Source organism: Pseudomonas sp. P5_B3, from assembly GCF_056400405.1.
In genome coordinates this window covers 22,354-46,161 of the sequence record NZ_JBFULI010000021.1, presented here as the reverse complement: position 1 = coordinate 46,161, position 23,808 = coordinate 22,354, and the positions used below count along the sequence as shown (strand labels likewise).

Genomic DNA, 23,808 nt, shown 5'->3' with positions numbered 1-23,808 from the left:
TCCGCAGCATTTACCGCCCGTGACGACTCAACCATTGTCCGGCCAGCAATCGCGCCTTCGCGTCTGCCGTGAACACTGCCTCGAGATCGCCCACTGCCACTACAGGCTCCAGATTCAATACTTCTTCGATGATACTCGCGATTTCCGGGTAACGAACCCGCTCGTCGAGAAATGCCGCCACCGCCACTTCGTTCGCCGCATTGAGCATCGCCGGCGCGCTGTTACCCGCCTCGGCTGCCTGACGGGCCAGACGCAGACAAGGGAAACGCTCTTCATCGGGCGCCTGGAAGTCCAGCCGTGCAATGGCAAACAGATCCAGCGGTGCCACACCCGAGTCAATCCGCTCCGGCCAGGCCAGGGCATTGGCGATGGGCGTGCGCATGTCCGGATTACCCAACTGCGCCAGGACAGAACCGTCGACATAGTCGACCAGCGAATGAATCACACTTTGCGGGTGAATCACCACTTCGACCTGAGATGGCTTGGCATCGAACAGCCAGCAGGCTTCGATCAACTCAAGCCCCTTGTTCATCATGCTGGCCGAGTCAACGGAGATTTTTCGCCCCATGGACCAGTTCGGGTGCGCACAAGCCTGATCGGGAGAAACATGCGCCAGTTCAGCTATTGGCGTCTGCCGGAACGGACCGCCGGAAGCTGTCAGCAGAATCCGACGCACACCGACCGCCTCAAGGCCACGGGCATAATCCAGCGGCATGCACTGAAAAATCGCGTTGTGCTCGCTATCGATCGGCAGCAACACCGAACCGCTCTTGCGCACCGCCTGCATAAACAGCGCGCCGGACATGACCAGTGCTTCTTTATTGGCCAGGAGGATCTTCTTGCCAGCCTCGACCGCCGCCAGTGTCGGGCGCAATCCCGCTGCACCGACGATGGCCGCCATGACCGTATCGACTTCCGGATCGGAAGCGACCTGACACAAACCTTCCTCACCCACCAGAACTCGAGTCGAAAGACCTGCCGCGCGCAAATCATCCTGCAGGGTGCGGGCAGCCGCGACCTCAGGCACCACAGCATATCGCGGGACATGGCGCACACAGAGCGCCAGCAATTCACTCAAGCGGGTGAAGCCACTCAAGGCAAAGACCTGATAACGGTCAGGATGGCGAGCGATGACGTCGAGCGTACTCAGGCCAATCGAGCCGGTCGCACCCAGCACGGTAATCTGTTGCGAGCGGCTCATGGGGCCGCCATCCACAGCAGCACGGCAAATACCGGAATCGCTGCAGTCAGGCTGTCGATACGATCCAGCACGCCGCCGTGCCCCGGAAGCAGATTGCTGCTGTCCTTGATCCCTGACTGGCGCTTGAACATGCTCTCAGTGAGGTCGCCCACCACCGAAATGAACACGATCAGCGCGGCACCGATCAGCCCTTTGAGCAGCTCGGCCACCGTCCAGTCGCGCACCAGGGCAACCATTGCGGTAATCACCAGGCTCAACGCCAGACCACCGTACACGCCTTCCCAGCTCTTGCCCGGACTGACCTGCGGTGCGAGCTTGCGCTTGCCGAAAGCACGACCAGAGAAGTAGGCGCCAACATCGGCCCCCCAGACCAACACCATCACCGCCATGATCAGCCAGTTACCCAGCGGGTATTGTTTGATCTGCACCAGACCTTGCCAGGCCGGCAGGAGAATCAACAGGCCGATCACCAACCTGGTCGCCGCATTGGACCAATGCTCACTCGAATGCGGATAGGTCAGCACCAGATACGTCGCCACCACCCACCACAACACCGAAGCACCCAATACCCAAGGCGCGAGGCCGGGCAGGATGTACATGAGGAACAGCATCAATGCGACCACAACGGCATAGCCGACGCGGAACACCTGACCGGCAAAACCCGCCAGGCGCGCCCACTCCCAGGCACCAAGGGTTACGACCAGACCGATGAACAGTGCAAAACCGGAACCTTCAAGCAGGAAAAACCCGCACAGGGCAATCGGCAGCAGGATCAGCGCGGTGATGATTCGTTGTTTAAGCATTAAACCCGGGCTCCAGCCTCGACCTGCTCGCTCGTTTTACCGAAGCGGCGCTGGCGGGAAGCGAAATCGGCCAGCGCATTGCGCATGGCATCGTGTTTGAAGTCCGGCCAGAACAGGTCGGAAAAATACAACTCGGCATAGGCCAGTTGCCAGAGCAGGAAGTTGCTGATGCGGTGCTCGCCACCGGTACGGATACACAGGTCCGGCAACGGCAGGTCGCCCGTGACCAGGCAGGTCTGCAGCAGATCAGGCGTGATGTCTTCGGGACGCAAGTGCCCGGCCTGAACTTCTCGCGCCAGTCGCTGCGCAGCTTGCGCGATATCCCACTGACCGCCGTAATTGGCGGCGATCTGCAGGATAAAGCGATTGGCGCCGACCGTCATGGCCTCGGCTTCACGCATGGCAGCCTGCAGCTCCGGATGAAAACGCGAGCGGTCACCAATGATGCGCAGGCTGATGTTGTTGTCGTTGAGGCGCTTGGCCTCACGACGCAGTGCCCTGAAGAACAGATCCATCAAGGCGCTGACCTCATCGGCCGGACGCTGCCAGTTCTCGCTGGAAAAGGCGAACAGGGTCAATACTTCGACCTTGGCCTCGGCACAAACCTCAATGACCGCACGTACCGCATCCACACCCGCTTTATGCCCGGCGACACCCGGCATAAAGCGCTTCTTCGCCCAGCGATTGTTACCATCCATGATAATCGCGACATGGCGCGGCACCGCGGACGGTGCAGTCTGCTTGGTCTTTTCCATGAAAACGCGACCCTTATACGGCCATCAGGTCTTTTTCTTTCTCTGCCAGCTTCGCGTCGATTTCGGCCACGAACTTCTTGGTCAGATCATCGATCTCGCCAGTGGCGCGACGCTCTTCGTCTTCGCTGATTTCTTTTTCCTTGACCAGATCCTTGAGCTGGCTGTTGGCATCACGACGGATGTTGCGCACGGCAACACGGGCATCTTCAGCAACGTCGCGAGCCTGCTTGGTGAAACCACGACGGGTTTCTTCAGTCAGTGCAGGCATGCTGATCAGCAGCAGCTCGCCGAGGTTGGTCGGGTTCAAGTTCAGACCAGCACTGCCGATCGCCTTGTCGACAGCACCCAGCATGTTGCGCTCGAAAGCGACGACTTGCAGGGTACGGGCGTCCTTGACGGTGATGTTGGCCACTTGCTTGATCGGGGTGTCGGCGCCGTAGTACGGCACCATCACGCCTTCCAGGATGCTCGGGTGCGCCTGGCCGGTACGAATACGACCAAAATTGTGCGCCAGCGATTCCACGGACTTCTGCATGCGCTCTTTAGCGTCTTTCTTGATTTCGTTGATCATTGTTGGCCTTCCTCGATCAGGGTTCCTTCAGCGCCACCATGCACGATGTTCAGCAGGGCGCCGGGCTTGTTCATGTTAAATACGCGTAGCGGCATCTTGTGGTCGCGGCACAGGCAAATGGCCGTCAGATCCATCACACCCAGCTTGCGATCCAGCACTTCATCGTAGGTCAGATGATCGAACTTCTCGGCATGCGGGTCTTTGAACGGGTCAGCGGTGTAGACGCCATCGACCTTGGTCGCCTTGAGCACGACATCGGCATCGATTTCGATTGCACGCAGGCAGGCAGCCGAATCCGTCGTAAAGAACGGGTTACCCGTACCGGCCGCGAAAATCACCACTTCCTTGGAATTCAAGTGGCGCATGGCCTTGCGGCGATCGTAGTGATCGGTCACGCCTACCATGGAAATGGCCGACATCACGATGGCCGAGATATTGGCACGTTCCAGCGCGTCGCGCATTGCCAGGGCGTTCATCACAGTGGCCAGCATGCCCATGTGGTCGCCGGTAACCCGATCCATGCCCGCCGCGCTGAGCGCCGCGCCGCGGAACAGGTTGCCACCACCGATGACCAGACCGACCTGAACACCGATGCCGACCAGTTGGCCAACTTCCAATGCCATGCGATCCAGAACTTTCGGGTCGATCCCGAACTCTTCCGAGCCCATCAGGGCCTCGCCGCTAAGCTTGAGTAGAATGCGTTTATAGCGAGCCTGATAACCACTGCCCTGCTGAGCCATTGCGAATCTCTCCTGCGGCGTATTTTAAAAATTCTTTGCGAGCTGTTTACAGCTGGCGTTCAATCTAGCTTGGCGCTGCTTCAGCGCCATCGGAACATGGCTTTGTAAGCCAGTTCCAAAAGGAAACCAAATAAAAATTGGCGCCCCATCTGAAAAGAGGCTGCGCGCGTGAGCGGGCAGCCTCTTCTGGGCGACAGTTAAAAAACCGTCTTATTGCTTGGCGGCAGCCAGCTGGGCAGCAACTTCTTCTGCGAAGTTGTCCACTGGCTTCTCGATGCCTTCGCCTACTTTGAAGTAAGTGAAGGAAACGATTTCAGCGCCGGCTTTCTTGGCCAGGTCGCCGACCTTGATTTCAGGGTTCTTGACGAAAGCCTGCTCAACCAGGCTGGCTTCGGCCAGGAACTTGCTGATACGGCCTTTGACCATGTTTTCAACGATGTTTTCCGGCTTGCCGGCGATCTTGTCAGCGTTCAGCGTCAGGAACACGCCTTTCTCGCGCTCGATCGCTTCAGCGGAAACTTCCGATGGCAGCAGGAATTCAGGATTGGTAGCCGCTACGTGCATAGCGATGTCCTTGGCCAGCTCAACACTGCCGCCTTTCAGGACAACTGCAACACCGATCTTGTTGCCGTGCAGGTAGCCACCGACAACGTCACCTTCAACGCGTGCCAGACGACGGATATTGACGTTTTCGCCAACCTTGCCGACCAGTACCAGGCGAGCAGTTTCTTGAGCTTCGATCAGCGGAGCAACATCAGTCAACTTGTCGGCGAACGCTTTTTCAACGCTTGCTGCAACAAATTCCTTGAAGTCGTCCTGCAGGGCCAGGAAGTCGGTCTGCGAGTTCACTTCCAGCAGAACGGCGGATTTACCGTCTTCCTTCAGAGCGATAGCACCTTCAGCGGCAACGTTGCCGGCTTTCTTGGCAGCCTTGATGGCGCCCGAAGCGCGCATGTCATCAATGGCTTTCTCGATGTCGCCGCCAGCCTTGGTCAAGGCCTTTTTGCAGTCCATCATGCCTTCGCCGGTACGCTCGCGCAGTTCTTTGACCAACGCTGCAGTAATCTCTGCCATTTCAAATTCCTCTTGGATAGGTTTTCAACCATTCCACCCGATCGAACGGGCGATCAATTCTTCCCGAACCACCCTTGTTAGCTGCCGCACGTTACAGATAGAGCAGTGGGCGCCGACAAATGGTTTTCGAGGTGGCAAAAAGGGGGCCAAGCCCCCTTTTTGCTTACTGAGTCAACGCCAGGGCGTCAATTACTCAGCTGCAGCCTGAGTTTCTTCAGCTGCGAACTCAACGGTGCCGCCGGCAACGTTGTTGCGACCGCGGATGACAGCGTCAGCCATCGAACCCATGTACAGCTGGATAGCGCGGATTGCGTCATCGTTGCCTGGGATGATGTAGTCAACGCCTTCCGGGCTGCTGTTGGTATCGACTACGCCGATAACCGGGATGCCCAGCTTGTTGGCTTCGGTGATCGCGATGCGCTCGTGATCAACGTCGATAACGAACAGAGCGTCTGGCAGACCGCCCATGTCCTTGATACCACCCAGGGAACGATCCAGCTTTTCCAGGTCACGGGAGCGCATCAGCGCTTCTTTCTTGGTCAGCTTGGCGAAAGTACCGTCTTCGGCTTGAACTTCAAGGTCACGCAGACGCTTGATGGAAGCACGGATGGTTTTGAAGTTGGTTAGCATGCCGCCCAACCAGCGGTGATCGACGTACGGCGAACCGCAACGTGCTGCTTCTTCAGCAACGATCTTGCCAGCGGAACGCTTGGTGCCGACGAACAGAATCTTGTTTTTGCCCTGGGCCAGACGCTCTACGAAAGTCAGAGCTTCGTTGAACATTGGCAGGGTTTTTTCAAGGTTGATGATGTGGATCTTGTTACGCGCGCCGAAAATGTACTTGCCCATTTTCGGGTTCCAGTAACGGGTCTGGTGACCGAAGTGCACACCGGCCTTCAGCATATCGCGCATGTTGACTTGGGACATGATAGTTCCTTAATAAGTCGGGTTTGGCCTCCACGTATCCCAATGACCAACCAGCAGCATCAGCTGAAGGCACCCAGGTCATCGTGTCGACACGTGTGTGGATTTAGGCTTTTCGGGACATCCCCGGAAAGCGGCGCATTTTATATCACAAGGCAGGGCAAAACGGAACCCGGATTCTGAAATCCTGGCGGGCGCTTTGCTCCGTCCCTTGGAATCCGCCAAGAATGCACCATTCTATAGAGAGAAGCGATGCACACAGGCGCAGATTTGCGCTGATCGTCTGGTAGAATCGCATTTTTCAGGGCTGCGAAGATCGATCGCGCAATGCCCTTTCCGTTTAGAAAGCGCCGGCTGGCGCAGAGAGAGCCTGTATGACCGTCACCCTCAAAACCCCCGAGGACATTGCCAAAATGCGTATCGCCGGCAAACTGGCCGCCGATGTGCTGGAAATGATTGCCGAATATGTCAAGCCGGGCGTTACCACCGACCAACTGAACCAGATCTGCCACGACTACATCGTCAATGAGCAGAAAGCCATCCCTGCCCCGCTCAACTACAAGGGCTATCCGAAGTCGATCTGCACGTCGATCAACCACGTAGTCTGCCACGGCATCCCGAACGACAAGCCGCTCAAGGATGGCGACACCCTGAACATCGACGTCACCGTCATCAAGGACGGCTACCACGGCGACACCAGCCGCATGTTCCACGTCGGCACCGTGCCGGTCTGGGCCGAGCGCCTGTCCCAGGTGACCCAGGAATGCATGTACAAAGCGATTGAAATCGTCAAACCCGGCTGCCGCCTGGGCGACATCGGCGAAATCATCCAGAAGCACGCTGAAAAGAACGGATTCTCGGTGGTTCGCGAATTCTGCGGCCACGGTATCGGCAAGGTGTTCCACGAAGAGCCGCAGATTCTGCACTACGGCCGCGCTGGCACCGGCATGGAACTCAAGGCCGGCATGACCTTCACCATCGAGCCGATGATCAACCAGGGCCGTGCCGACACCAAGGTACTGGGCGACGGCTGGACCGCGATCACCAAGGACCGCAAGCTCTCGGCACAGTGGGAGCACACCCTGCTGGTGACCGAAACCGGTTACGAGATCTTCACCCTGCGCAGCGATGACACCATCCCTCGCGTTTCGCCCTGATCCCGTTACCGTACATCGCCTATAGAAAGGAAAGCCAATCGATGCCGCAGGTGGATCCCGAACTCTTCGACCGTGGCCAGTTCCAGGCTGAACTGGCCCTGAAGGCAAGCCCGATCGCGGCCTTCAAGAAGGCGATCCGCCAGGCCCGCGAGGTGCTTGACGCGCGCTTTCGCAGCGGCCGCGACATTCGCCGGCTGATCGAGGATCGCGCCTGGTTCGTCGACAACATCCTGCAAAAGGCCTGGGAGCAGTTCAGCTGGAGCGAGGACGCCGACATCGCGCTGGTCGCGGTCGGCGGTTACGGCCGTGGTGAACTGCATCCTTACTCCGATATCGATTTGCTGATCCTGCTGGACAGCGCCGACCACGAAGTTTTCCGCGATTCCATCGAGCGTTTTCTGACGCTGTTGTGGGACATCGGCCTGGAGGTTGGTCAGAGCGTTCGCTCTATCGAGGAGTGCGCCGTCGAGGCCCGCGCCGATCTGACGGTCGTCACCAACCTGATGGAAAGCCGCACCATCGCCGGCCCCGAGCATTTGCGCCTGCGCATGCTGGACGTCACCAGCACCGCGCACATGTGGCCGAGCAAGGACTTCTTCCTGGCCAAGCGCGCCGAACAAAAGGCCCGCCACCACAAGTACAACGACACCGAATACAACCTGGAACCCAACGTCAAAGGCTCGCCCGGCGGCCTGCGGGATATCCAGACGATCCTGTGGGTGGCCCGTCGCGAGTACGGCACCCTGAACCTGCGGGCACTGGCTGGCGAAGGCTTTCTGGTCGAAAGCGAAAACGCCCTGCTCGCCTCTTCCCAGGAGTTCCTGTGGAAGGTTCGCTATGCCCTGCACATGCTCGCCGGCCGCTCCGAAGACCGCCTGCTGTTCGATCACCAGCGCACCATTGCCGGGCTGCTGGGCTTCAAAGGCGACGACGCCAAGCAAGCCATCGAAAACTTCATGCAGCAGTATTACCGGGTGGTGATGAGCATCGCCCAGCTCAGCGACCTGATCATCCAGCACTTCGAGGAAGTCATCCTCGCACCGCAAGACCAAGCGCCACCGCAGCCGATCAACTCGCGCTTCCAGCTGCATGACGGCTACATCGAAGCACGCAACGACAACGTCTTTCGCCGCACGCCGTTCGCCATGCTCGAAATCTTCGTGCTGATGGCCCAGCAGCCGGAAATCAAGGGCGTGCGCGCCGACACCATTCGCCTGCTGCGGGAGAACCGTCACCTGATCGACGACGACTTCCGCAACGATATTCGCAACACCAGCCTGTTTATCGAATTGTTCAAATGCAAGATCGGTATCCACCGCAACCTGCGGCGAATGAACCGTTACGGCATCCTTGGGCGTTATCTACCCGAATTCGGTTTTATCGTCGGGCAGATGCAGCATGACCTCTTCCACATCTATACGGTCGACGCGCACACCCTGAACCTGATCAAACACCTGCGTAAGTTGCAGTACACCCAGGTGTCGGAAAAATTCCCGCTGGCCAGCAAGCTCATGGGCAAGCTGCCCAAACCCGAGCTGATCTACATGGCCGGCCTGTACCACGACATCGGCAAAGGCCGGCATGGCGATCACTCGGACATCGGCGCCGTGGATGCCGAGGCCTTTTGCCAGCGCCACCATCTGCCAGTGTGGGACAGCCGCCTGATCGTGTGGCTGGTGCAAAACCACCTGGTGATGTCGACCACAGCCCAGCGCAAGGACCTGTCCGACCCACAGGTGATCCACGACTTCGCGCAGATCGTCGGCGACGAAACCCGCCTCAACTATCTGTATGTGCTGACCGTCGCCGACATCAACGCCACCAACCCGACCCTGTGGAACTCCTGGCGCGCCAGCCTGCTGCGTCAGCTCTATACCGAGACCAAGCGCGCCCTGCGTCGTGGCCTGGAGAACCCGGTGGACCGCGAAGAACAGATCCGCCAGACCCAGAGCGCCGCCCTGGATATCCTGGTGCGCGGCGGCACCGACCCGGACGATGTCGAACAACTGTGGGCGCAGTTGGGTGATGACTATTTCCTGCGCCACACCGCCGGCGACGTGGCCTGGCACAGCGACGCGATCCTCCAGCAACCAGCTGACGGAGGGCCACTGGTTCTCATCAAGGAAACCACCCAGCGCGAATTTGAAGGTGGCACGCAAATCTTCATCTATGCCCCCGACCAGCACGACTTCTTTGCCGTGACCGTGGCGGCGATGGACCAGCTCAACCTGAACATTCACGACGCCCGGATCATCACCTCCAGCAGCCAGTTCACCCTCGACACCTACATCGTGCTCGACGCCGACGGCGACTCGATCGGCGATAACCCGGCGCGGATCAAGCAAATCCGCGACGGCCTGACCGAAGCCCTGCGCAACCCGGACGACTACCCGACCATCATCCAGCGCCGGGTTCCCCGTCAGCTCAAGCATTTCGCCTTTGCGCCACAGGTGACGATCCACAACGACGCCCAGCGCCAGGTGACGGTACTGGAGCTCACGGCGCCCGACCGCCCGGGCCTGCTGGCGCGGATTGGCACGATTTTCCTGGAGTTCGATCTGTCGCTGCAAAACGCCAAGATCGCCACCCTCGGCGAGCGCGTGGAAGACGTGTTCTTCATCACCGACGCCAACAACCAGCCGCTGTCCGACCCACTGCTGTGCAGCCGCCTGCAGGATGCGATCGTCGAACAACTGAGCGTCAACCAGGAACCCGATATCAAACTGTCGCGCATCAGCATCTGAACCAACAACGCGAGCCAGCTCCTACAGGAAACAGGGCTTGCCCGTTCCCACACCGAACGAGATACATCGATGAACAACGCTCTGTCCCAGCTCCAGCCCTACCCGTTCGAGAAACTCCGCGCCCTGCTTGGCAGCGTGACGCCGAACCCGGACAAACGTCCGATCGCGCTGTCCATCGGCGAGCCGAAACACCGTTCGCCAAGCTTTGTCGCCGAGGCCCTGGCCAGCAACCTGGATCAGATGGCGGTGTACCCGACCACCCTCGGTATTCCGGCCCTGCGCGAAGCCATCGCGGCATGGTGCGAACGTCGCTTCGACGTCCCCAAAGGCTGGATCGACCCGGCGCGCAACGTACTGCCGGTCAACGGCACCCGCGAAGCGCTGTTCGCCTTCACCCAGACCGTGGTCAACCGTGGCGATGACGCGCTGGTGGTCAGCCCGAACCCGTTCTACCAGATCTACGAAGGCGCGGCGTTCCTCGCCGGGGCCAAGCCGCATTACCTGCCGTGCCTGGACGAGAACGGCTTCAACCCGGATTTCGACGCCGTGTCGCCGGATATCTGGCAACGCTGCCAGATCCTGTTCCTGTGCTCGCCAGGCAACCCGACTGGCGCACTGATCCCGGTCGAGACCCTGAAAAAACTGATTGCCCTGGCTGACGAACATGACTTCGTTATCGCAGCGGACGAGTGCTACAGCGAACTGTACTTCGACGAGCAAACCCCGCCACCCGGCCTGCTCAGTGCCTGCGCGGAACTGGGTCGCAAGGACTTCAAGCGTTGCGTGGTGTTCCACAGCCTGTCCAAGCGTTCGAACCTGCCGGGACTGCGTTCGGGCTTTGTCGCCGGTGACGCCGACATCCTCAAGGGCTTCCTGCTCTATCGCACCTACCACGGCTGCGCGATGCCGGTTCAAACACAACTGGCCAGTGTTGCCGCGTGGAATGACGAGGTGCATGTGCGCGCCAACCGTGCGCTGTATCGCGAAAAATATGACGCTGTGCTGGACATCCTCGGCCCGGTGATGGACGTGGAGCGCCCGGATGGCGGCTTCTATCTGTGGCCGAATGTGGAAGGCGATGATGAGGCATTCTGCCGTGATCTGTTTATCGAGGAACACGTGACCGTGGTGCCGGGTTCTTATCTGTCCCGTGAGGTGGATAGCGTCAACCCGGGCGCAGGCCGTGTGCGGATGGCGCTGGTCGCGCCGCTGGCGGAGTGCGTCGAAGCAGCGGAACGGATTCGCGCTTTCATTACCGCAAAACGATAAACAACCAAGTCCCGCCCTGTGCAATGCGGCGGCGGGACATCAATTCATTATCCAGTTACAACAACGCTGACCCTGAAACATTCAAGTGCATTATCTTAATATCCACAACCTATTGCTCTGAGGGATCAATATAACGTTACAAACAACATGGAAGTTACTTATGCACACTCCTCACTTTGTCCGAATGAAAAAGCCGCTAAATGAGCAAGACTCTCGCGCCGCGGCTGTCAAGGAAAACGCCAGGAACGTCGCCAGCACCTTGCCCGGACGGCACCAAAAACGCTCGGTTGGTTACCACAGCACGTTCTGGGAAAATGGAAAAAACATTACTATTTCGTTCATGCCAGGATTGCGCGACGAGATGAAGTATGACGCTGAACGAATCATTCGCGAGTGGGAACCTTATGTCGRCCTGGCTTTCGAAGTCGTTGAATCTGGCGGTGAAATACGGATTGACATGAAGGGCGAAGACAGCTGGTCCACACTCGGGACAGATGCATTGCTGCAGCCACCAGACGAACCCACGCTCCTCATTGGGATAGATGCCCCATACATGGTCTTTCGCCGTACAGTACTTCACGAGTTCGGCCACGCATTAGGTTTGCATCACGCCCACTTGCATCCCCAGGCAAATATCCCCTGGAACCGGGAAAAAGTATATGAGTACTACACCAACGTTATTGGGTGGAGCAGAGAAGTCATTGATCACAATATATTTGATTTAGAAACCGGTGCCGACACCTTCCTGGGAAACTATGACAAATATTCCATCATGCACTACAGCGTAGAAAATTCCCTCACCGATGGAGACTGGCACGTTGGCCGCTATACAGAGTTAAGTGAGCAAGACAAGATCAACATAAACAACATCTATCCACTGCTGTAAGCCCGGCCTATATCGCTTATTTCAGGTTTCCCGGCGTGGCCTCATTTGAACTTCAGATTTCCCGAAATTTTCCGAACACGTCATCTCCTATTAGGTGATGACGTGCTGCGAGAGGTGTTGGGGAACTGGATCCAAGTGAAGCCAAGCTGGGAGCAATGAAGTAATGATGCACACTCTTTTGATCGTTTTCATTGCTGTGTTGCAGCGAGTATCGAAGAGTCATCGATATGGCTAGAGCTAAAAATCGTGCTTTAAAAACATTTAGTTGTTAATGAGTTCTGCCAAAAAGTGGTGATTTCAGTTTGTCGTATAGCTCAGAGAGTGTGTCGAGTATAGTTTTGTGAGGGTAGATTTTGCGAATCATCTCCATGTCGCTTTCACTTAGCTTGGAATTTTCAGGGTGTGACCAGTTGTTCAGGGTAAGGTTGCTATCGATGTCGTAATGCATGACTGACAAGGGGTCGTAATCGCCATAGATGTAATATGTGGAGCGAGGTAACGGCAGGACCTGTGAATCAACTCGATCACGCTCCCAGTCGAAATTTTCTTTATACCACGCGTAGACTTTTTCCAGATCCCAAGGGATATCTGCATCGGGATGTTGATGTTCATGATGGAGGCCGAGTGCGTGACCAAATTCATGTAATACAGTGGTTTCGAAATCATCATTCTCTAAAGCTGTTCCTATTTTCATAGTGGGTTTGTCTGGGGGGCAGGTCAGTGCATCTGTACCTAAAAGGGAGTAAGAGCCAATGGTTTGGTTTGGCTCGATTTTTATGCGAATGTCACCCACTGCTCCGGCAATAAATTCGAATTTTAAATTGACATGCGCCAACCATTTGTTTGCAATGTTTTTTACTGTATCTATGGTTTTCTGGTTCTCGTCGTACATGGCTATTTTCAGGGTGCGCCCAGGCTTCCAGAAAGTAGTATGCACGGCGACGCTTCTCTTGGTGCGTCCGGAAGTATTGGATTTGACATTATCACTTCGTTCATTGATCGCGGCCTCGTAAGAGGCGACTGGATCAATGCTTCTAACAATGCTGCAAGCTCCATTTTTCATTGGGGTGGCGTCCATGTCTTTGTCGGTTGTAGTTTTTTGAAAAGGGGGTGTTGGTTTTATTTGCTTGCAAATTATTGGAGCAGTAAGGATTTTGGATATATTTTTCGCATCAGTCGCCGATCATTCTGGCTGAGGCTGGTGTTCTTCTCTACGCTCCAATTGCCCGTGGTCAGTTCATTCGGGATTTGATAGTGCATTATTGATTTTTTGTCATAGGGCGTTGTGCGGGTAGTGAAGGTTTCCAGTATTTTGAATAAGTTGTGATCGACTTCTTCTTTCGACCAGTTATATCTTGTGAGGTAATAGTGGTAGACGAACGGCCTGTTCCAGGGAATGTCGGCTTTGGGGTGCTGGTGTTCATGTTCCATTCCCAGTGCATGGCCAAACTCATGCAAAACGGTGCTTTCGAACGCAGGGTGTGTTAGCTCCGTGCCGATGTTCATTGTGTTCTCGCCTGGACCTCGCAGTGTTGCATCGGTACCGATTGCTGAATAGTTCAAGGGGGCTTCCATGCTGATTCTGATATCCCCCACCGCATCGTCTGCGAACTCCAGCGTCAAATTGATAGAGGGTTGCCATTGTTTGATGGCTGCTATGGCCGCCTGACGGTGTGCGTTGGAGGGTGGGGCAAGAAAAGCAATCTTGAGCGTTCGATGACTTGCCCAGAATTTACTGTGAGATGCGACGCCGCGTTTTTTTCTGCTTCCTATAGAGTCGGTATTGTCGTTGCCAGGGTTTTCACTGATGGCCGCTTCGTAAGAGGCGTGTATATCAAAACTATTGATAACTTTGCATGGCTCTGAATATGGCATTATCGCTCTCCTTCTCGATGTTTTAACCTGGTCAATAGATTGCTTTCGAACTGGAGATTATTTAAATTAAAGTTGCACTGTAAAGTTGCTGCTTGTTAGATGTTGTTGCCGGTGGCGGCCGGTACTGCGTTGCACGGTACAGGCCTTGTCAGTGTCAGTTGCGGCGAGTTATGAAGTTGCGAATACGTTCTGCCGCTTCAAGACATTCGGATAGCGGGGCAACGAGTGCCATGCGTACTCGACCCGCGCCTGGATTTAAACCATCAACATCGCGGGACAAATAAGAACCCGGCACCACGGTCACGTGCTCCTGCTCGAACAGGTCGGGGCAGAAGGCGGCGGCGCCTGCGCGGCAAGGGTGAAGTGACCCGGGTGCCGACAGCGCGATCCTGTTGGTTGCTGACCGTGGGCGGTGTGCGCGGGGCCGTGACTGGGCCCACCGCCTTCGTCGGATCGCCGCCCGGTACCGACACCCTCCCACAGGGTTTTGCGTTTTAACTCAAGGGTCATGGCATAATCCATCACCTTTTAAATCCAGCACCTGCAAAGGGGGCAATTCCTTGACCGTTTCAAGCAAAACGTTGCACCTTTTCGGCATCAAAGCCTGCGACACCATGAAAAAGGCGCGCACCTGGCTCGATGAACACGCTGTCAGCTATGACTTTCATGATTACAAGGCGGTCGGTATCGACCGTGAACACCTGACCCAATGGTGCAGCGAGCACGGCTGGGAAGTGGTGTTGAACCGTGCAGGCACGACCTTTCGCAAGCTCGACGACGAACGCAAAGCCGATCTCGACCAGACGAAAGCCATCGAACTGATGCTCGCACAACCCTCGATGATCAAGCGCCCGGTGCTCGATCTCGGTGACCGAACCCTGATTGGCTTCAAGCCAGATATCTACGCGGCCGCGCTCAAGTAAGCAGCCCGTTCAATTTTGTTAGAGGTAAACACATGTCCACTACCCTGTTCAGCCTGGCCTTCGGCGTCGGCACTCAAAACCGTCAAGGCGCATGGCTGGAAGTGTTCTACGCCGCCCCGGTACTCAAGCCATCGGCTGAAGTCCTCGCCGCTATCGCACCGATCCTGGGCTACACCGAAGGCAATCAGGCCATCGCGTTCAGCACCGCCCAGGCCTCGCAATTGGCTGAAGCGCTGAAAAGCGTCGACGCTGCCCAGGCTGCCCTGCTGACCCGCCTGGCCGAGAGCCACAAGCCGCTGGTTGCCACCTTGCTGGCTGAAGACGCCCAACTGTCGTCCACCCCTGAGGCCTACCTCAAGCTGCACCTGCTGAGCCATCGCCTGGTCAAGCCACACGGCCTTAACCTGGCCGGGATCTTCCCGTTGCTGCCAAACGTGGCCTGGACCAGCCAGGGCGCGGTCGACCTGAGCGAACTGGCCGAACTGCAACTCGAAGCCCGCCTGCGCGGCGAGCTGCTGGAAGTGTTCTCGGTGGACAAGTTCCCGAAAATGACCGACTACGTGGTTCCGGCCGGCGTGCGTATCGCTGACGCTGCGCGTCTGCGCCTGGGCGCTTACGTGGGCGAAGGCACCACCGTGATGCACGAAGGCTTCATCAACTTCAACGCCGGCACCGAAGGCCCGGGCATGATCGAAGGCCGCGTATCCGCTGGCGTATTCGTCGGCAAGGGTTCGGACCTGGGCGGCGGTTGCTCGACCATGGGCACCCTGTCGGGCGGCGGCAACATCGTGATCAAGGTCGGCGAAGGCTGCCTGATCGGCGCCAACGCCGGTATCGGCATTCCGTTGGGCGACCGCAACACCGTCGAGTCGGGCCTGTACGTGACTGCCGGCACCAAGGTCGCACTGCTGGACGAAAACAATCAACTGGTCAAAGTGGTCAAGGCCCGTGAACTGGCTGGCCAGCCGGACCTGCTGTTCCGTCGCAATTCGGAAACCGGTGCCGTGGAATGCAAAACCCACAAATCGGCCATCGAACTGAACGAAGCGCTGCACGCTCATAACTAAGTGCCGCACATCCACCTGTAGGAGCGAGCCTGCTCGCGAAAAACGTAAGGGCAACGCGGTTATTCAGACAATGCGCGTTATCGTTCACGTCCATCGCGAGCAAGCTCGCGCCTACAGGGGTCAGGCGTAAACCCTCCAGGGCCCGATAGCATGATGATCCTCTCTCCCTGGCGCGCCGATTTTCCGGCCATCGCCGCCCTGCAACGGCAAGGCCAGACCTATCTGGACAACGCCGCCACCACGCAAAAACCTCAAGCCCTGCTGGATGCCCTGGCGCATTACTACGCCAACGGCGCGGCCAACGTGCATCGGGCGCAGCATTTGCCCGGCGCCCACGCCACCCAGGCGTTCGAGGACAGCCGCCGCAAAATCGCGCAATGGCTCAATACTGGCGATTGCGGGCAGATCATCTTTACCCACGGCGCGACGTCCGCGCTGAATCTCCTGGCCTACGGCCTGGAACATCTTTTCAATCCGGGCGACGAGATTGTCATCAGCGCCCTGGAGCATCACGCCAACCTGCTGCCGTGGCAGCAACTGGCGCACCGTCGCGAGCTGAAACTGGTGATCCTGCCGCTGGATGCCGACGGTGTGATCGACCTTGAAGCCGCGACCGGTTTGATAGGCTCGCGCACACGTCTGTTGGCGGTCAGCCAATTGTCCAATGTGATTGGCGCGTGGCAGCCGCTGCCTGAATTACTGGCACTGGCCAAGGCGCACAACGCCATGACGGTGATCGACGGCGCCCAGGGCGTGGTCCATGGCCGCCACGACGTGCAAGCGCTGGGCTGCGATTTTTATGTGTTCTCCAGCCATAAACTCTACGGCCCCGATGGCCTGGGCGTGCTGTTCGGGCGCAATACAGCGCTGCAACAACTGCGTCCCTGGCAGTTCGGCGGCGAAATGGTGCTGGATGCCAATTATCACGACGCACGCTTTCGCCCGGCACCGCTGGGTTTCGAGGCCGGGACGCCGCCGATTGCCGGTGTGATCGGCCTGGGAGCGACCCTGGATTACCTCGCCGGGCTCGATCAGAACGCCCTGTCCGCCCATGAAGCAGCGCTGCATGCCTGTCTGCTCAAGGGCCTGGAGGCGCGCAATGGCATTCGCCTGTTAGGCAAACCGCAAGTGGCGCTGGCCAGTTTCACCGTCGACGGTGTGCATAACTCCGATCTCGCGCATTTGCTGACCGAACAAGGGATAGCGGTGCGGGCCGGCCATCACTGCGCCATGCCGCTGCTTAAACGCTTTGAACTGGCCGGGGCGATTCGGGTGTCGTTGGCGCTGTACAACGATTCCGAAGACCTGGAGCGGTTCTTTGAAGCCCTGGATCAGGCGCTGGAGCTATTGCGATGAACCTGCCCGCCGATGCCGTAACGGCACTCGAGACCTTTCAGAAAACGGCCGGCTGGGAACAACGCGCACGCCTGCTGATGCAATGGGGCGAGCGTCTGCCGGCCTTGAGTGATGCGCAGATGTGCGATGCCAACCGGGTGCACGGCTGTGAAAGCCAGGTGTGGCTGGTGGGCGAATTGCGCGATGATCATTGGCTGTTCAGCGCCAACAGCGACGCGCGTTTGATTCGCGGGTTGGTGGCGTTGCTGCTGGCGCGGGTCAATGGATTATCGGCGGCCGAGTTGCAGCAGGTGGATTTGCCGGACTGGTTCAATCAGTTGGGGTTGGGGCGGCAGTTGTCCGAGTCGCGCAGTAATGGTTTGAATGCGGTGCTTCAGCGGATGCGGGAGTTGGCACAGTAAAGGACTGCTGCGCAGTCCATCGCGGGCAAGCCCGCTCCCACAGGGATTGGCGGTGAATCCGGATTTTGCATCCGACACTCACTCCTGTGGGAGCGGGCTTGCTCCGGGCGGCGTTCCGACGAAGAGGCCATCAGCCTTACAGATCAGGCTTCAGGCTTGACCCGATCCGCCGGCCGCCGCACACCCGCCACGATCTTGTCCACAGCCTTGGTCGCCGCGACCATGCCGAATGTCGCCGTCACCATCATCACTGCGCCAAACCCACCGGCACAGTCGAGCTTCACCCCATCACCGACAAAACTTTTCTGCAGGCAAATACTGCCATCCGGTTTCGGGTAACGCAGTTGTTCGGTGGAAAACACGCACGGCACGCTGTAATGGCGGGTCACGGTACGTGAGAAGCCGTAGTCGCGGCGCAGTGTGGAGCGCACTTTCGACGCCAACGGATCGTTGAACGTGCGATTCAGGTCGCAGACCTGGATCAACGTCGGGTCAATCTGTCCGCCCGCGCCGCCGGTGGTGATGATCTGGATCTTGCGGCGCTTGCACCAGGCGATCAGCGCAGCCTTGGCGTTGACGCTGTCGATGCAGTCGATCACGCAGTCGATGTTCGGCGTGATGTACTCGGCCATGGTGTCGCGGGTAACGAAGTCAGGCACCGCGTGCACCGTGCAGTCCGGGTTGATCCCGCGCAGACGCTCGGCCATCACCTCGACCTTGGGCTTGCCCACCGTGCTGTCCAGCGCATGCAGCTGGCGGTTGGCGTTGCTGACGCAGACGTCGTCCAGGTCGAACAGCGATATCTCGCCGACACCACAACGGGCCATGGCTTCCGCCGCCCAGGAACCGACGCCGCCGACGCCGACGATCGCCACATGGGCCGCGCGCAGGCGCTCAAGGCCTTCGATGCCATACAAACGGGCGATGCCGGCAAACCGCGGATCTTCTGTACTCATGACCATTACCCCAAAAACCGGCGCGCATTATAGGGCTGTCGGCGCCCAAGATCATCATTGCGCTATGAACTGGCAACATCCATGAAAACCACATCGAACAAAGATTTGCCCTACAGGCTCTAACGAAAGAACTTAAACCGACTTGGATTGCCCAATGTCCGGCAATTCCCTGTCCGCTGTACGACCAGAGAATGCCCGGTGTAGGATGCGCGCCCCTTGGCGACCGCCAACCGTTCCTTCGTTCCACAGTCTTTGGAACCCGAAATAGCTATGTCATCGCGTAAATTTGGACTCAACCTGGTCGTGGTGCTCGCCATCGCAGCCTTGTTTACCGGCTTCTGGGCGCTGATCAACCGCCCGGTCACCGCCCCCAACTGGCCAGAACAGATCTCCGGCTTCTCCTACTCGCCATTCCAGCAGGGCCAATTCCCGCAGAAAGACCAGTACCCGACCGACGATCAAATGCGTCGCGACCTGGAGATCATGAGCAAGCTGACGGACAACATCCGCATCTACTCGGTCGATGGCACCCTGCAAAACATCCCGAAACTGGCGGAAGAGTTCGGCTTGCGGGTGACCCTGGGGATCTGGATCAGCCCGGACCAGGAGCGCAACGAACGGGAAATTACCCGCGCCATCGAAATCGCCAACGCCTCGCGCAGCGTGGTTCGTGTGGTAGTCGGCAACGAAGCGATTTTCCGCAAGGAAATCACCGCCCAGGAACTCGGCGTCATGCTCGATCGCGTGCGTGCCGCCGTGAAGGTGCCGGTAACCACGTCCGAGCAGTGGCACGTGTGGGAGGAACACCCGGAACTGGCCAAACACGTCGACCTGATTGCCGCGCACATCCTGCCTTACTGGGAATTCATCCCGATGGACAAGGCCGGGCAGTTCGTCCTCGACCGCGCCCGCGACCTGAAGAAGATGTTCCCGAAAAAGCCGCTGCTGCTGTCCGAAGTGGGCTGGCCGAGCAACGGCCGCATGCGCGGTGGCGCCGATGCCTCCCCGGCGGACCAGGCGATCTACCTGCGAACCCTGGTCAACAAACTCAACCGTCAGGGCTTCAACTACTTCGTGATCGAAGCGTTTGACCAGCCGTGGAAAGCCAGCGACGAAGGTTCCGTCGGCGCCTACTGGGGCGTGTTCAACGCCGCGCGCCAGCAGAAGTTCAACTTCGAAGGCCCGGTGGTGGCGATTCCGCAATGGCGCGTGTTGGCCATTGGTTCGGTGGTATTGGCACTGTTGTCGCTGACCCTGCTGATGATCGACGGCTCGGCCCTGCGCCAGCGTGGCCGTACCTTCCTGACCTTCATTGCGTTCCTGTGTGGTTCGGTGCTGGTGTGGATCGGTTACGACTACAGCCAGCAATACAGCACCTGGTTCAGCCTGACAGTGGGCTTCTTGCTCGCCCTCGGCGCGCTCGGGGTGTTTATCGTACTGCTGACCGAAGCCCATGAACTGGCCGAAGCGGTGTGGGTGCACAAGCGCCGGCGCGAGTTCCTGCCGGTGGAAGGCGATTCCAGCTACCGCCCGAAAGTGTCGATTCACGTGCCCTGCTACAACGAGCCGCCGGAGATGGTCAAACAGACCCTCAACGCCCTGGCCAACCTCGACTATCCGGACTTCGAAGTCCTGATCATCGACAACAACACCAAGGACCCGGCGGTCTGGGAACCGGTGCGTGACTACTGCACAACCCTCGGCCCGCGCTTCAAATTCTTCCACGTGGCACCGCTGGCCGGCTTCAAGGGCGGCGCGCTGAACTACCTGATCCCGCACACCGCCAAGGATGCCGAAGTCATTGCCGTGATCGACTCGGACTACTGCGTCGACCGCAACTGGCTCAAGCACATGGTGCCGCACTTCGCCGATCCGAAAATCGCCGTGGTGCAGTCGCCGCAGGATTACCGCGACCAGAACGAAAGCACCTTCAAGAAGCTCTGCTACGCGGAATACAAAGGTTTCTTCCACATCGGCATGGTCACCCGCAACGACCGTGACGCGATCATCCAGCACGGCACCATGACCATGACCCGTCGCTCGGTGCTCGAAGAACTGGGCTGGGCCGACTGGTGCATCTGTGAAGACGCCGAACTGGGCCTGCGCGTGTTCGAAAAAGGCCTGTCGGCGGCGTATTACCACACCAGCTACGGTAAAGGCCTGATGCCCGATACCTTCATCGACTTCAAGAAACAGCGTTTCCGCTGGGCTTACGGAGCGATACAGATCATCAAGCGTCACACCGCCAGCCTGCTGCGCGGCAAGGACACCGAGCTGACCCGTGGCCAGCGTTATCACTTCCTCGCGGGCTGGTTGCCGTGGGTGGCGGACGGCATGAACATCTTCTTCACCGTCGGCGCGCTGTTGTGGTCGGCGGCAATGATCATCGTGCCGCAACGGGTCGATCCGCCGCTGCTGATCTTCGCAATCCCGCCATTGGCGCTGTTCGTGTTCAAGGTCGCCAAGATCATCTTCCTCTACCGCCGAGCGGTCGGGGTCAACTTGAAGGATGCCTTCTGCGCGGCGCTGGCCGGCCTGGCGTTGTCCCACACCATCGCCAAAGCGGTGCTGTACGGTTTCTTCACCAGCAGCATTCCGTTCTTCCGTACGCCGAAAAACGCCGATAACCACGGCTTCTGGGTGGCGATTTCGGAAGCCCGGGAAGAGATGTTCATCATGCTGCTGCTGTGGGGTGCTGCCTTGGGGATCTTCCTGGTGAACGGCATGCCGAGCAACGATATGCGCTTCTGGGTGACCATGCTGCTGGTGCAGTCGCTGCCGTACCTGGCGGCGTTGATCATGGCATTCCTGTCGTCGCTGCCGAAACCGACCGCCGAACCTGAAACGGCACCTGTCGTCTAAATCTGCGCAGATGCACTAAACGGCGGCCAATGGTCGCCGTTTTGCTTTAAGATAAGCGCCATTTTGCGGGGCTTGGCCCTTGATGGCCTACCCCATACCTGTGGGAGCGAGCTTGCTCGCGATGAGGCCGTCACATTCAACCTTTATGTTGGCTGTGATTGCGCTATCGCGAGCAAGCTCGCTCCCACATTAAGATCTTCCGGAGTTTTCCATGACGGCCCACGCCGACCTTTCGCCGACCCTCCAACTCGCCATCGACCTGATCCGCCGTCCGTCCGTGACGCCGATCGACGCCGATTGCCAGAAGCAGATGATGCAGCGCCTGGGCGATGCCGGTTTCACCCTGGAACCGATGCGCATCGAAGATGTGGATAACTTCTGGGCCACCCACGGCCAGGACGACGGTCCGGTGCTGTGCTTCGCCGGCCACACCGACGTGGTCCCGACCGGTCCGGTGTCGGCCTGGCAGATCGAGCCGTTCAACGCGCTGATCGACGAACACGGCATGCTCTGCGGCCGTGGCGCCGCCGACATGAAAGGCAGCCTCGCCGCCATGACCGTCGCGTCCGAGCGTTTTGTCGCCGACTACCCGAATCACAAGGGCAAAGTCGCGTTTCTGATCACCAGCGACGAAGAAGGCCCGGCGCACCACGGCACCAAGGCCGTGGTTGAACGCCTGGCCGCGCGCAAGGAGCGTCTGGACTGGTGCATCGTCGGCGAACCGTCGAGCACCACCCTGGTGGGTGACGTGGTCAAGAACGGCCGTCGCGGCTCCCTCGGCGCCAAGCTGACCGTGCGCGGTGTACAAGGCCACGTGGCTTACCCGCACCTGGCGAAGAACCCGATCCACCTCGCCGCCCCGGCCCTGGCGGAACTTGCCGCCGAGCACTGGGACCACGGTAACGATTTCTTCCCGCCGACCAGTTTCCAGATTTCCAACGTCAACTCCGGCACCGGTGCGACCAACGTGATCCCGGGTGATCTGGTGGCGGTGTTCAACTTCCGTTTCTCCACCGAGTCCACCGTCGAAGGCCTGCAAAAGCGCGTCGCCGACATCCTCGACAAGCATGGCCTGGACTGGCACATCGACTGGGCGCTGTCCGGCCTGCCATTCCTCACCGAACCGGGCGCGCTGCTCGACGCGGTATCGGCGAGCATCAAGGACATCACCGGTCGCGAAACCAAGGCGTCCACCAGCGGTGGCACCTCAGACGGGCGCTTCATCGCAACCATGGGCACCCAAGTGGTTGAGCTGGGCCCGGTCAACGCGACCATCCACCAGGTCAACGAGCGCGTGCTGGCCGCCGATCTCGACGTGCTTACCGAAATCTACTACCAGACCCTGATCAAGTTGCTCGCCTGATGCTGGCGTGTCCGATCTGCAGTGAACCGCTGAACGCGGTGGAAAACGGCGTGGCCTGCCCAGCCGGGCATCGTTTCGACCGTGCGCGCCAGGGTTATTTGAACTTGCTACCGGTGCAACACAAGAACAGTCGCGACCCTGGGGATAACCAGGCGATGGTCGAAGCCCGCCGCGACTTTTTGAACGCCGGGCACTACGCCCCGGTGGCCAAGCGTCTGGCGGAGCTGGCTGCCAGTTATGCACCGCAGCACTGGCTGGACATCGGTTGTGGCGAGGGTTACTACACCGCGCAAATCGCCGAGGCTTTGCCAGATGCCGAAGGTTATGCCTTGGACATCTCCCGCGAAGCGGTCAAACGCGCCTGCAAACGCAACCCGAAGCTCACCTGGTTGATCGCCAGCATGGCGCGGGTGCCGTTGGCTTCCGGCAGTTGCCAGTTCCTGGCCAGTGTCTTCAGCCCGCTGGATTGGGAAGAAGCCAAGCGCCTGCTCAGTGTTGGCGGCGGCCTGATGAAAGTCGGGCCAACCAGCGGCCACCTGATGGAACTGCGTGAACGGCTGTATGACGAAGTCCGCGAGTACATTGACGACAAGCATCTGGACCTGGTGCCGGAAGGCATGGCATTGGCGCACAGCGAGACGCTGACGTTCAAGCTGACGCTGGACAAGCCGCAGGACCGTGCCAACCTGCTAGCGATGACGCCCCACGGCTGGCGTGCCAGTGCCGAGCGCCGGACAGCGGTTATCGAACAGGCCGAGCCGTTCGAGACCACCGTATCAATGCGCTACGATTATTTCGTTCTTCAATAACTTTTGGTTCCGGGCGAGTGCCCGAGACCGGCTAAATCCGCGAATGGATTTTTCAGACCCGCAGTGAGGACA

General features: G+C 58.7%; 21 protein-coding genes and 1 pseudogene. 11 read left to right on the top strand and 11 right to left on the bottom strand.

The features are described from left to right. Positions 1-10: 10 nt before the first annotated feature. The 7 genes from ispC to rpsB all read right to left on the bottom strand — a co-directional run bounded on the left by ispC (position 11) and on the right by rpsB (position 6,071). On the bottom strand, positions 11-1,201 hold the full coding sequence (gene ispC / locus AC1DRN_RS14480) for a 1-deoxy-D-xylulose-5-phosphate reductoisomerase (protein WP_223458385.1): 1,191 nt from the start codon (positions 1,199-1,201) through the stop codon (positions 11-13). Next, the gene (locus tag AC1DRN_RS14475) at positions 1,198-2,004 is read right to left on the bottom strand and encodes a phosphatidate cytidylyltransferase (protein WP_223458383.1); all 807 of its coding nucleotides are present in this window, start codon (positions 2,002-2,004) and stop codon (positions 1,198-1,200) included. Before AC1DRN_RS14475 ends, ispC begins: the two co-directional genes overlap by 4 nt. Continuing rightward, on the bottom strand, positions 2,004-2,759 hold the full coding sequence (gene uppS / locus AC1DRN_RS14470) for a polyprenyl diphosphate synthase (RefSeq protein ID WP_223458380.1): 756 nt from the start codon (positions 2,757-2,759) through the stop codon (positions 2,004-2,006). The genes AC1DRN_RS14475 and uppS overlap by 1 nt, the downstream gene beginning before the upstream one ends. A 13-nt stretch (positions 2,760-2,772) precedes the next feature. After that, positions 2,773-3,330: a ribosome recycling factor gene (gene frr / locus AC1DRN_RS14465; protein WP_108216657.1), complete on the bottom strand. Its 558-nt coding sequence runs from the start codon at positions 3,328-3,330 to the stop codon at positions 2,773-2,775. Beyond that, positions 3,327-4,070 carry a UMP kinase gene (gene pyrH, locus AC1DRN_RS14460; RefSeq protein WP_003189161.1) on the bottom strand — a complete coding sequence of 248 codons (744 nt, stop codon included), beginning with the start codon at positions 4,068-4,070 and terminating at the stop codon, positions 3,327-3,329. The genes frr and pyrH overlap by 4 nt, the downstream gene beginning before the upstream one ends. 210 nt (positions 4,071-4,280) lie before the next feature. Then, a complete protein-coding gene (gene tsf, locus AC1DRN_RS14455; protein ID WP_223458378.1) occupies positions 4,281-5,144 on the bottom strand; it encodes a translation elongation factor Ts in 864 nt (287 codons plus the stop codon). Between the two features lie 189 nt (positions 5,145-5,333). Continuing rightward, complete coding sequence (gene rpsB, locus AC1DRN_RS14450; protein WP_003222119.1) at positions 5,334-6,071, bottom strand: 30S ribosomal protein S2; 738 nt, start codon at positions 6,069-6,071, stop codon at positions 5,334-5,336. 371 nt (positions 6,072-6,442) lie between these two features. On the opposite strand from rpsB, the gene map reads away from it, so the two are divergent. The 4 genes from map (at position 6,443) to AC1DRN_RS14430 (ending at position 12,124) form a co-directional block, all read left to right on the top strand. Further along, positions 6,443-7,225: a type I methionyl aminopeptidase gene (map, locus tag AC1DRN_RS14445; RefSeq protein WP_223458376.1), complete on the top strand. Its 783-nt coding sequence runs from the start codon at positions 6,443-6,445 to the stop codon at positions 7,223-7,225. A gap of 41 nt (positions 7,226-7,266) precedes the next feature. Beyond that, complete coding sequence (locus tag AC1DRN_RS14440) at positions 7,267-9,969, top strand: [protein-PII] uridylyltransferase (RefSeq protein WP_223458374.1); 2,703 nt, start codon at positions 7,267-7,269, stop codon at positions 9,967-9,969. Positions 9,970-10,038: 69 nt separating this feature from the next. Further along, positions 10,039-11,238, top strand: a complete 1,200-nt coding sequence (gene dapC, locus AC1DRN_RS14435; RefSeq protein WP_223458372.1) for a succinyldiaminopimelate transaminase — start codon at positions 10,039-10,041, stop codon at positions 11,236-11,238. Between the two features lie 160 nt (positions 11,239-11,398). Beyond that, on the top strand, positions 11,399-12,124 hold the full coding sequence (locus AC1DRN_RS14430; RefSeq protein WP_477786734.1) for a M12 family metallopeptidase: 726 nt from the start codon (positions 11,399-11,401) through the stop codon (positions 12,122-12,124). Positions 12,125-12,392: 268 nt separating this feature from the next. Here the strand turns inward: AC1DRN_RS14430 and AC1DRN_RS14425 are convergent, their stop codons facing one another. The 3 genes and pseudogenes from AC1DRN_RS14425 to AC1DRN_RS14415 all read right to left on the bottom strand — a co-directional run. After that, positions 12,393-13,202 carry a M12 family metallopeptidase gene (locus AC1DRN_RS14425; protein ID WP_223458368.1) on the bottom strand — a complete coding sequence of 270 codons (810 nt, stop codon included), beginning with the start codon at positions 13,200-13,202 and terminating at the stop codon, positions 12,393-12,395. A gap of 56 nt (positions 13,203-13,258) precedes the next feature. Further along, the gene (locus AC1DRN_RS14420) at positions 13,259-13,999 is read right to left on the bottom strand and encodes a M12 family metallopeptidase (RefSeq protein ID WP_223458366.1); all 741 of its coding nucleotides are present in this window, start codon (positions 13,997-13,999) and stop codon (positions 13,259-13,261) included. A gap of 154 nt (positions 14,000-14,153) precedes the next feature. Continuing rightward, a pseudogene (locus AC1DRN_RS14415) lies at positions 14,154-14,333 on the bottom strand (succinyldiaminopimelate transaminase); the annotation flags it as partial. A 226-nt stretch (positions 14,334-14,559) separates the two neighbouring features. Here AC1DRN_RS14415 and AC1DRN_RS14410 point away from each other — a divergent pair. The 4 genes from AC1DRN_RS14410 (at position 14,560) to AC1DRN_RS14395 (ending at position 17,746) form a co-directional block, all read left to right on the top strand. Next, positions 14,560-14,922, top strand: coding sequence for an ArsC family reductase (locus AC1DRN_RS14410; RefSeq protein WP_007978403.1), 363 nt, complete (start codon positions 14,560-14,562; stop codon positions 14,920-14,922). A gap of 32 nt (positions 14,923-14,954) precedes the next feature. Next, positions 14,955-15,989, top strand: a complete 1,035-nt coding sequence (dapD, locus tag AC1DRN_RS14405) for a 2,3,4,5-tetrahydropyridine-2,6-dicarboxylate N-succinyltransferase (protein WP_223458364.1) — start codon at positions 14,955-14,957, stop codon at positions 15,987-15,989. 150 nt (positions 15,990-16,139) lie between these two features. Next, complete coding sequence (locus AC1DRN_RS14400; protein ID WP_223458361.1) at positions 16,140-17,345, top strand: aminotransferase class V-fold PLP-dependent enzyme; 1,206 nt, start codon at positions 16,140-16,142, stop codon at positions 17,343-17,345. Further along, positions 17,342-17,746: a SufE family protein gene (locus tag AC1DRN_RS14395; protein WP_223458359.1), complete on the top strand. Its 405-nt coding sequence runs from the start codon at positions 17,342-17,344 to the stop codon at positions 17,744-17,746. Before AC1DRN_RS14400 ends, AC1DRN_RS14395 begins: the two co-directional genes overlap by 4 nt. A 143-nt stretch (positions 17,747-17,889) precedes the next feature. On the opposite strand, the gene tcdA is transcribed toward AC1DRN_RS14395, so the two are convergent. After that, the gene (tcdA, locus tag AC1DRN_RS14390; RefSeq protein WP_008019563.1) at positions 17,890-18,708 is read right to left on the bottom strand and encodes a tRNA cyclic N6-threonylcarbamoyladenosine(37) synthase TcdA; all 819 of its coding nucleotides are present in this window, start codon (positions 18,706-18,708) and stop codon (positions 17,890-17,892) included. Between the two features lie 264 nt (positions 18,709-18,972). Here tcdA and AC1DRN_RS14385 point away from each other — a divergent pair, with 264 nt between their 5' ends. The 3 genes from AC1DRN_RS14385 to AC1DRN_RS14375 all read left to right on the top strand — a co-directional run bounded on the left by AC1DRN_RS14385 (position 18,973) and on the right by AC1DRN_RS14375 (position 23,736). Then, entirely contained in the window at positions 18,973-21,564 is a 2,592-nt protein-coding gene (locus AC1DRN_RS14385; protein ID WP_223458358.1) for a glycosyltransferase, read from the top strand. 211 nt (positions 21,565-21,775) lie between these two features. Continuing rightward, complete coding sequence (dapE, locus tag AC1DRN_RS14380; RefSeq protein WP_223458356.1) at positions 21,776-22,927, top strand: succinyl-diaminopimelate desuccinylase; 1,152 nt, start codon at positions 21,776-21,778, stop codon at positions 22,925-22,927. Further along, the gene (locus AC1DRN_RS14375) at positions 22,927-23,736 is read left to right on the top strand and encodes a putative RNA methyltransferase (protein WP_223458354.1); all 810 of its coding nucleotides are present in this window, start codon (positions 22,927-22,929) and stop codon (positions 23,734-23,736) included. The genes dapE and AC1DRN_RS14375 overlap by 1 nt, the downstream gene beginning before the upstream one ends. The last annotated feature ends 72 nt before the right edge of the window (positions 23,737-23,808 follow it).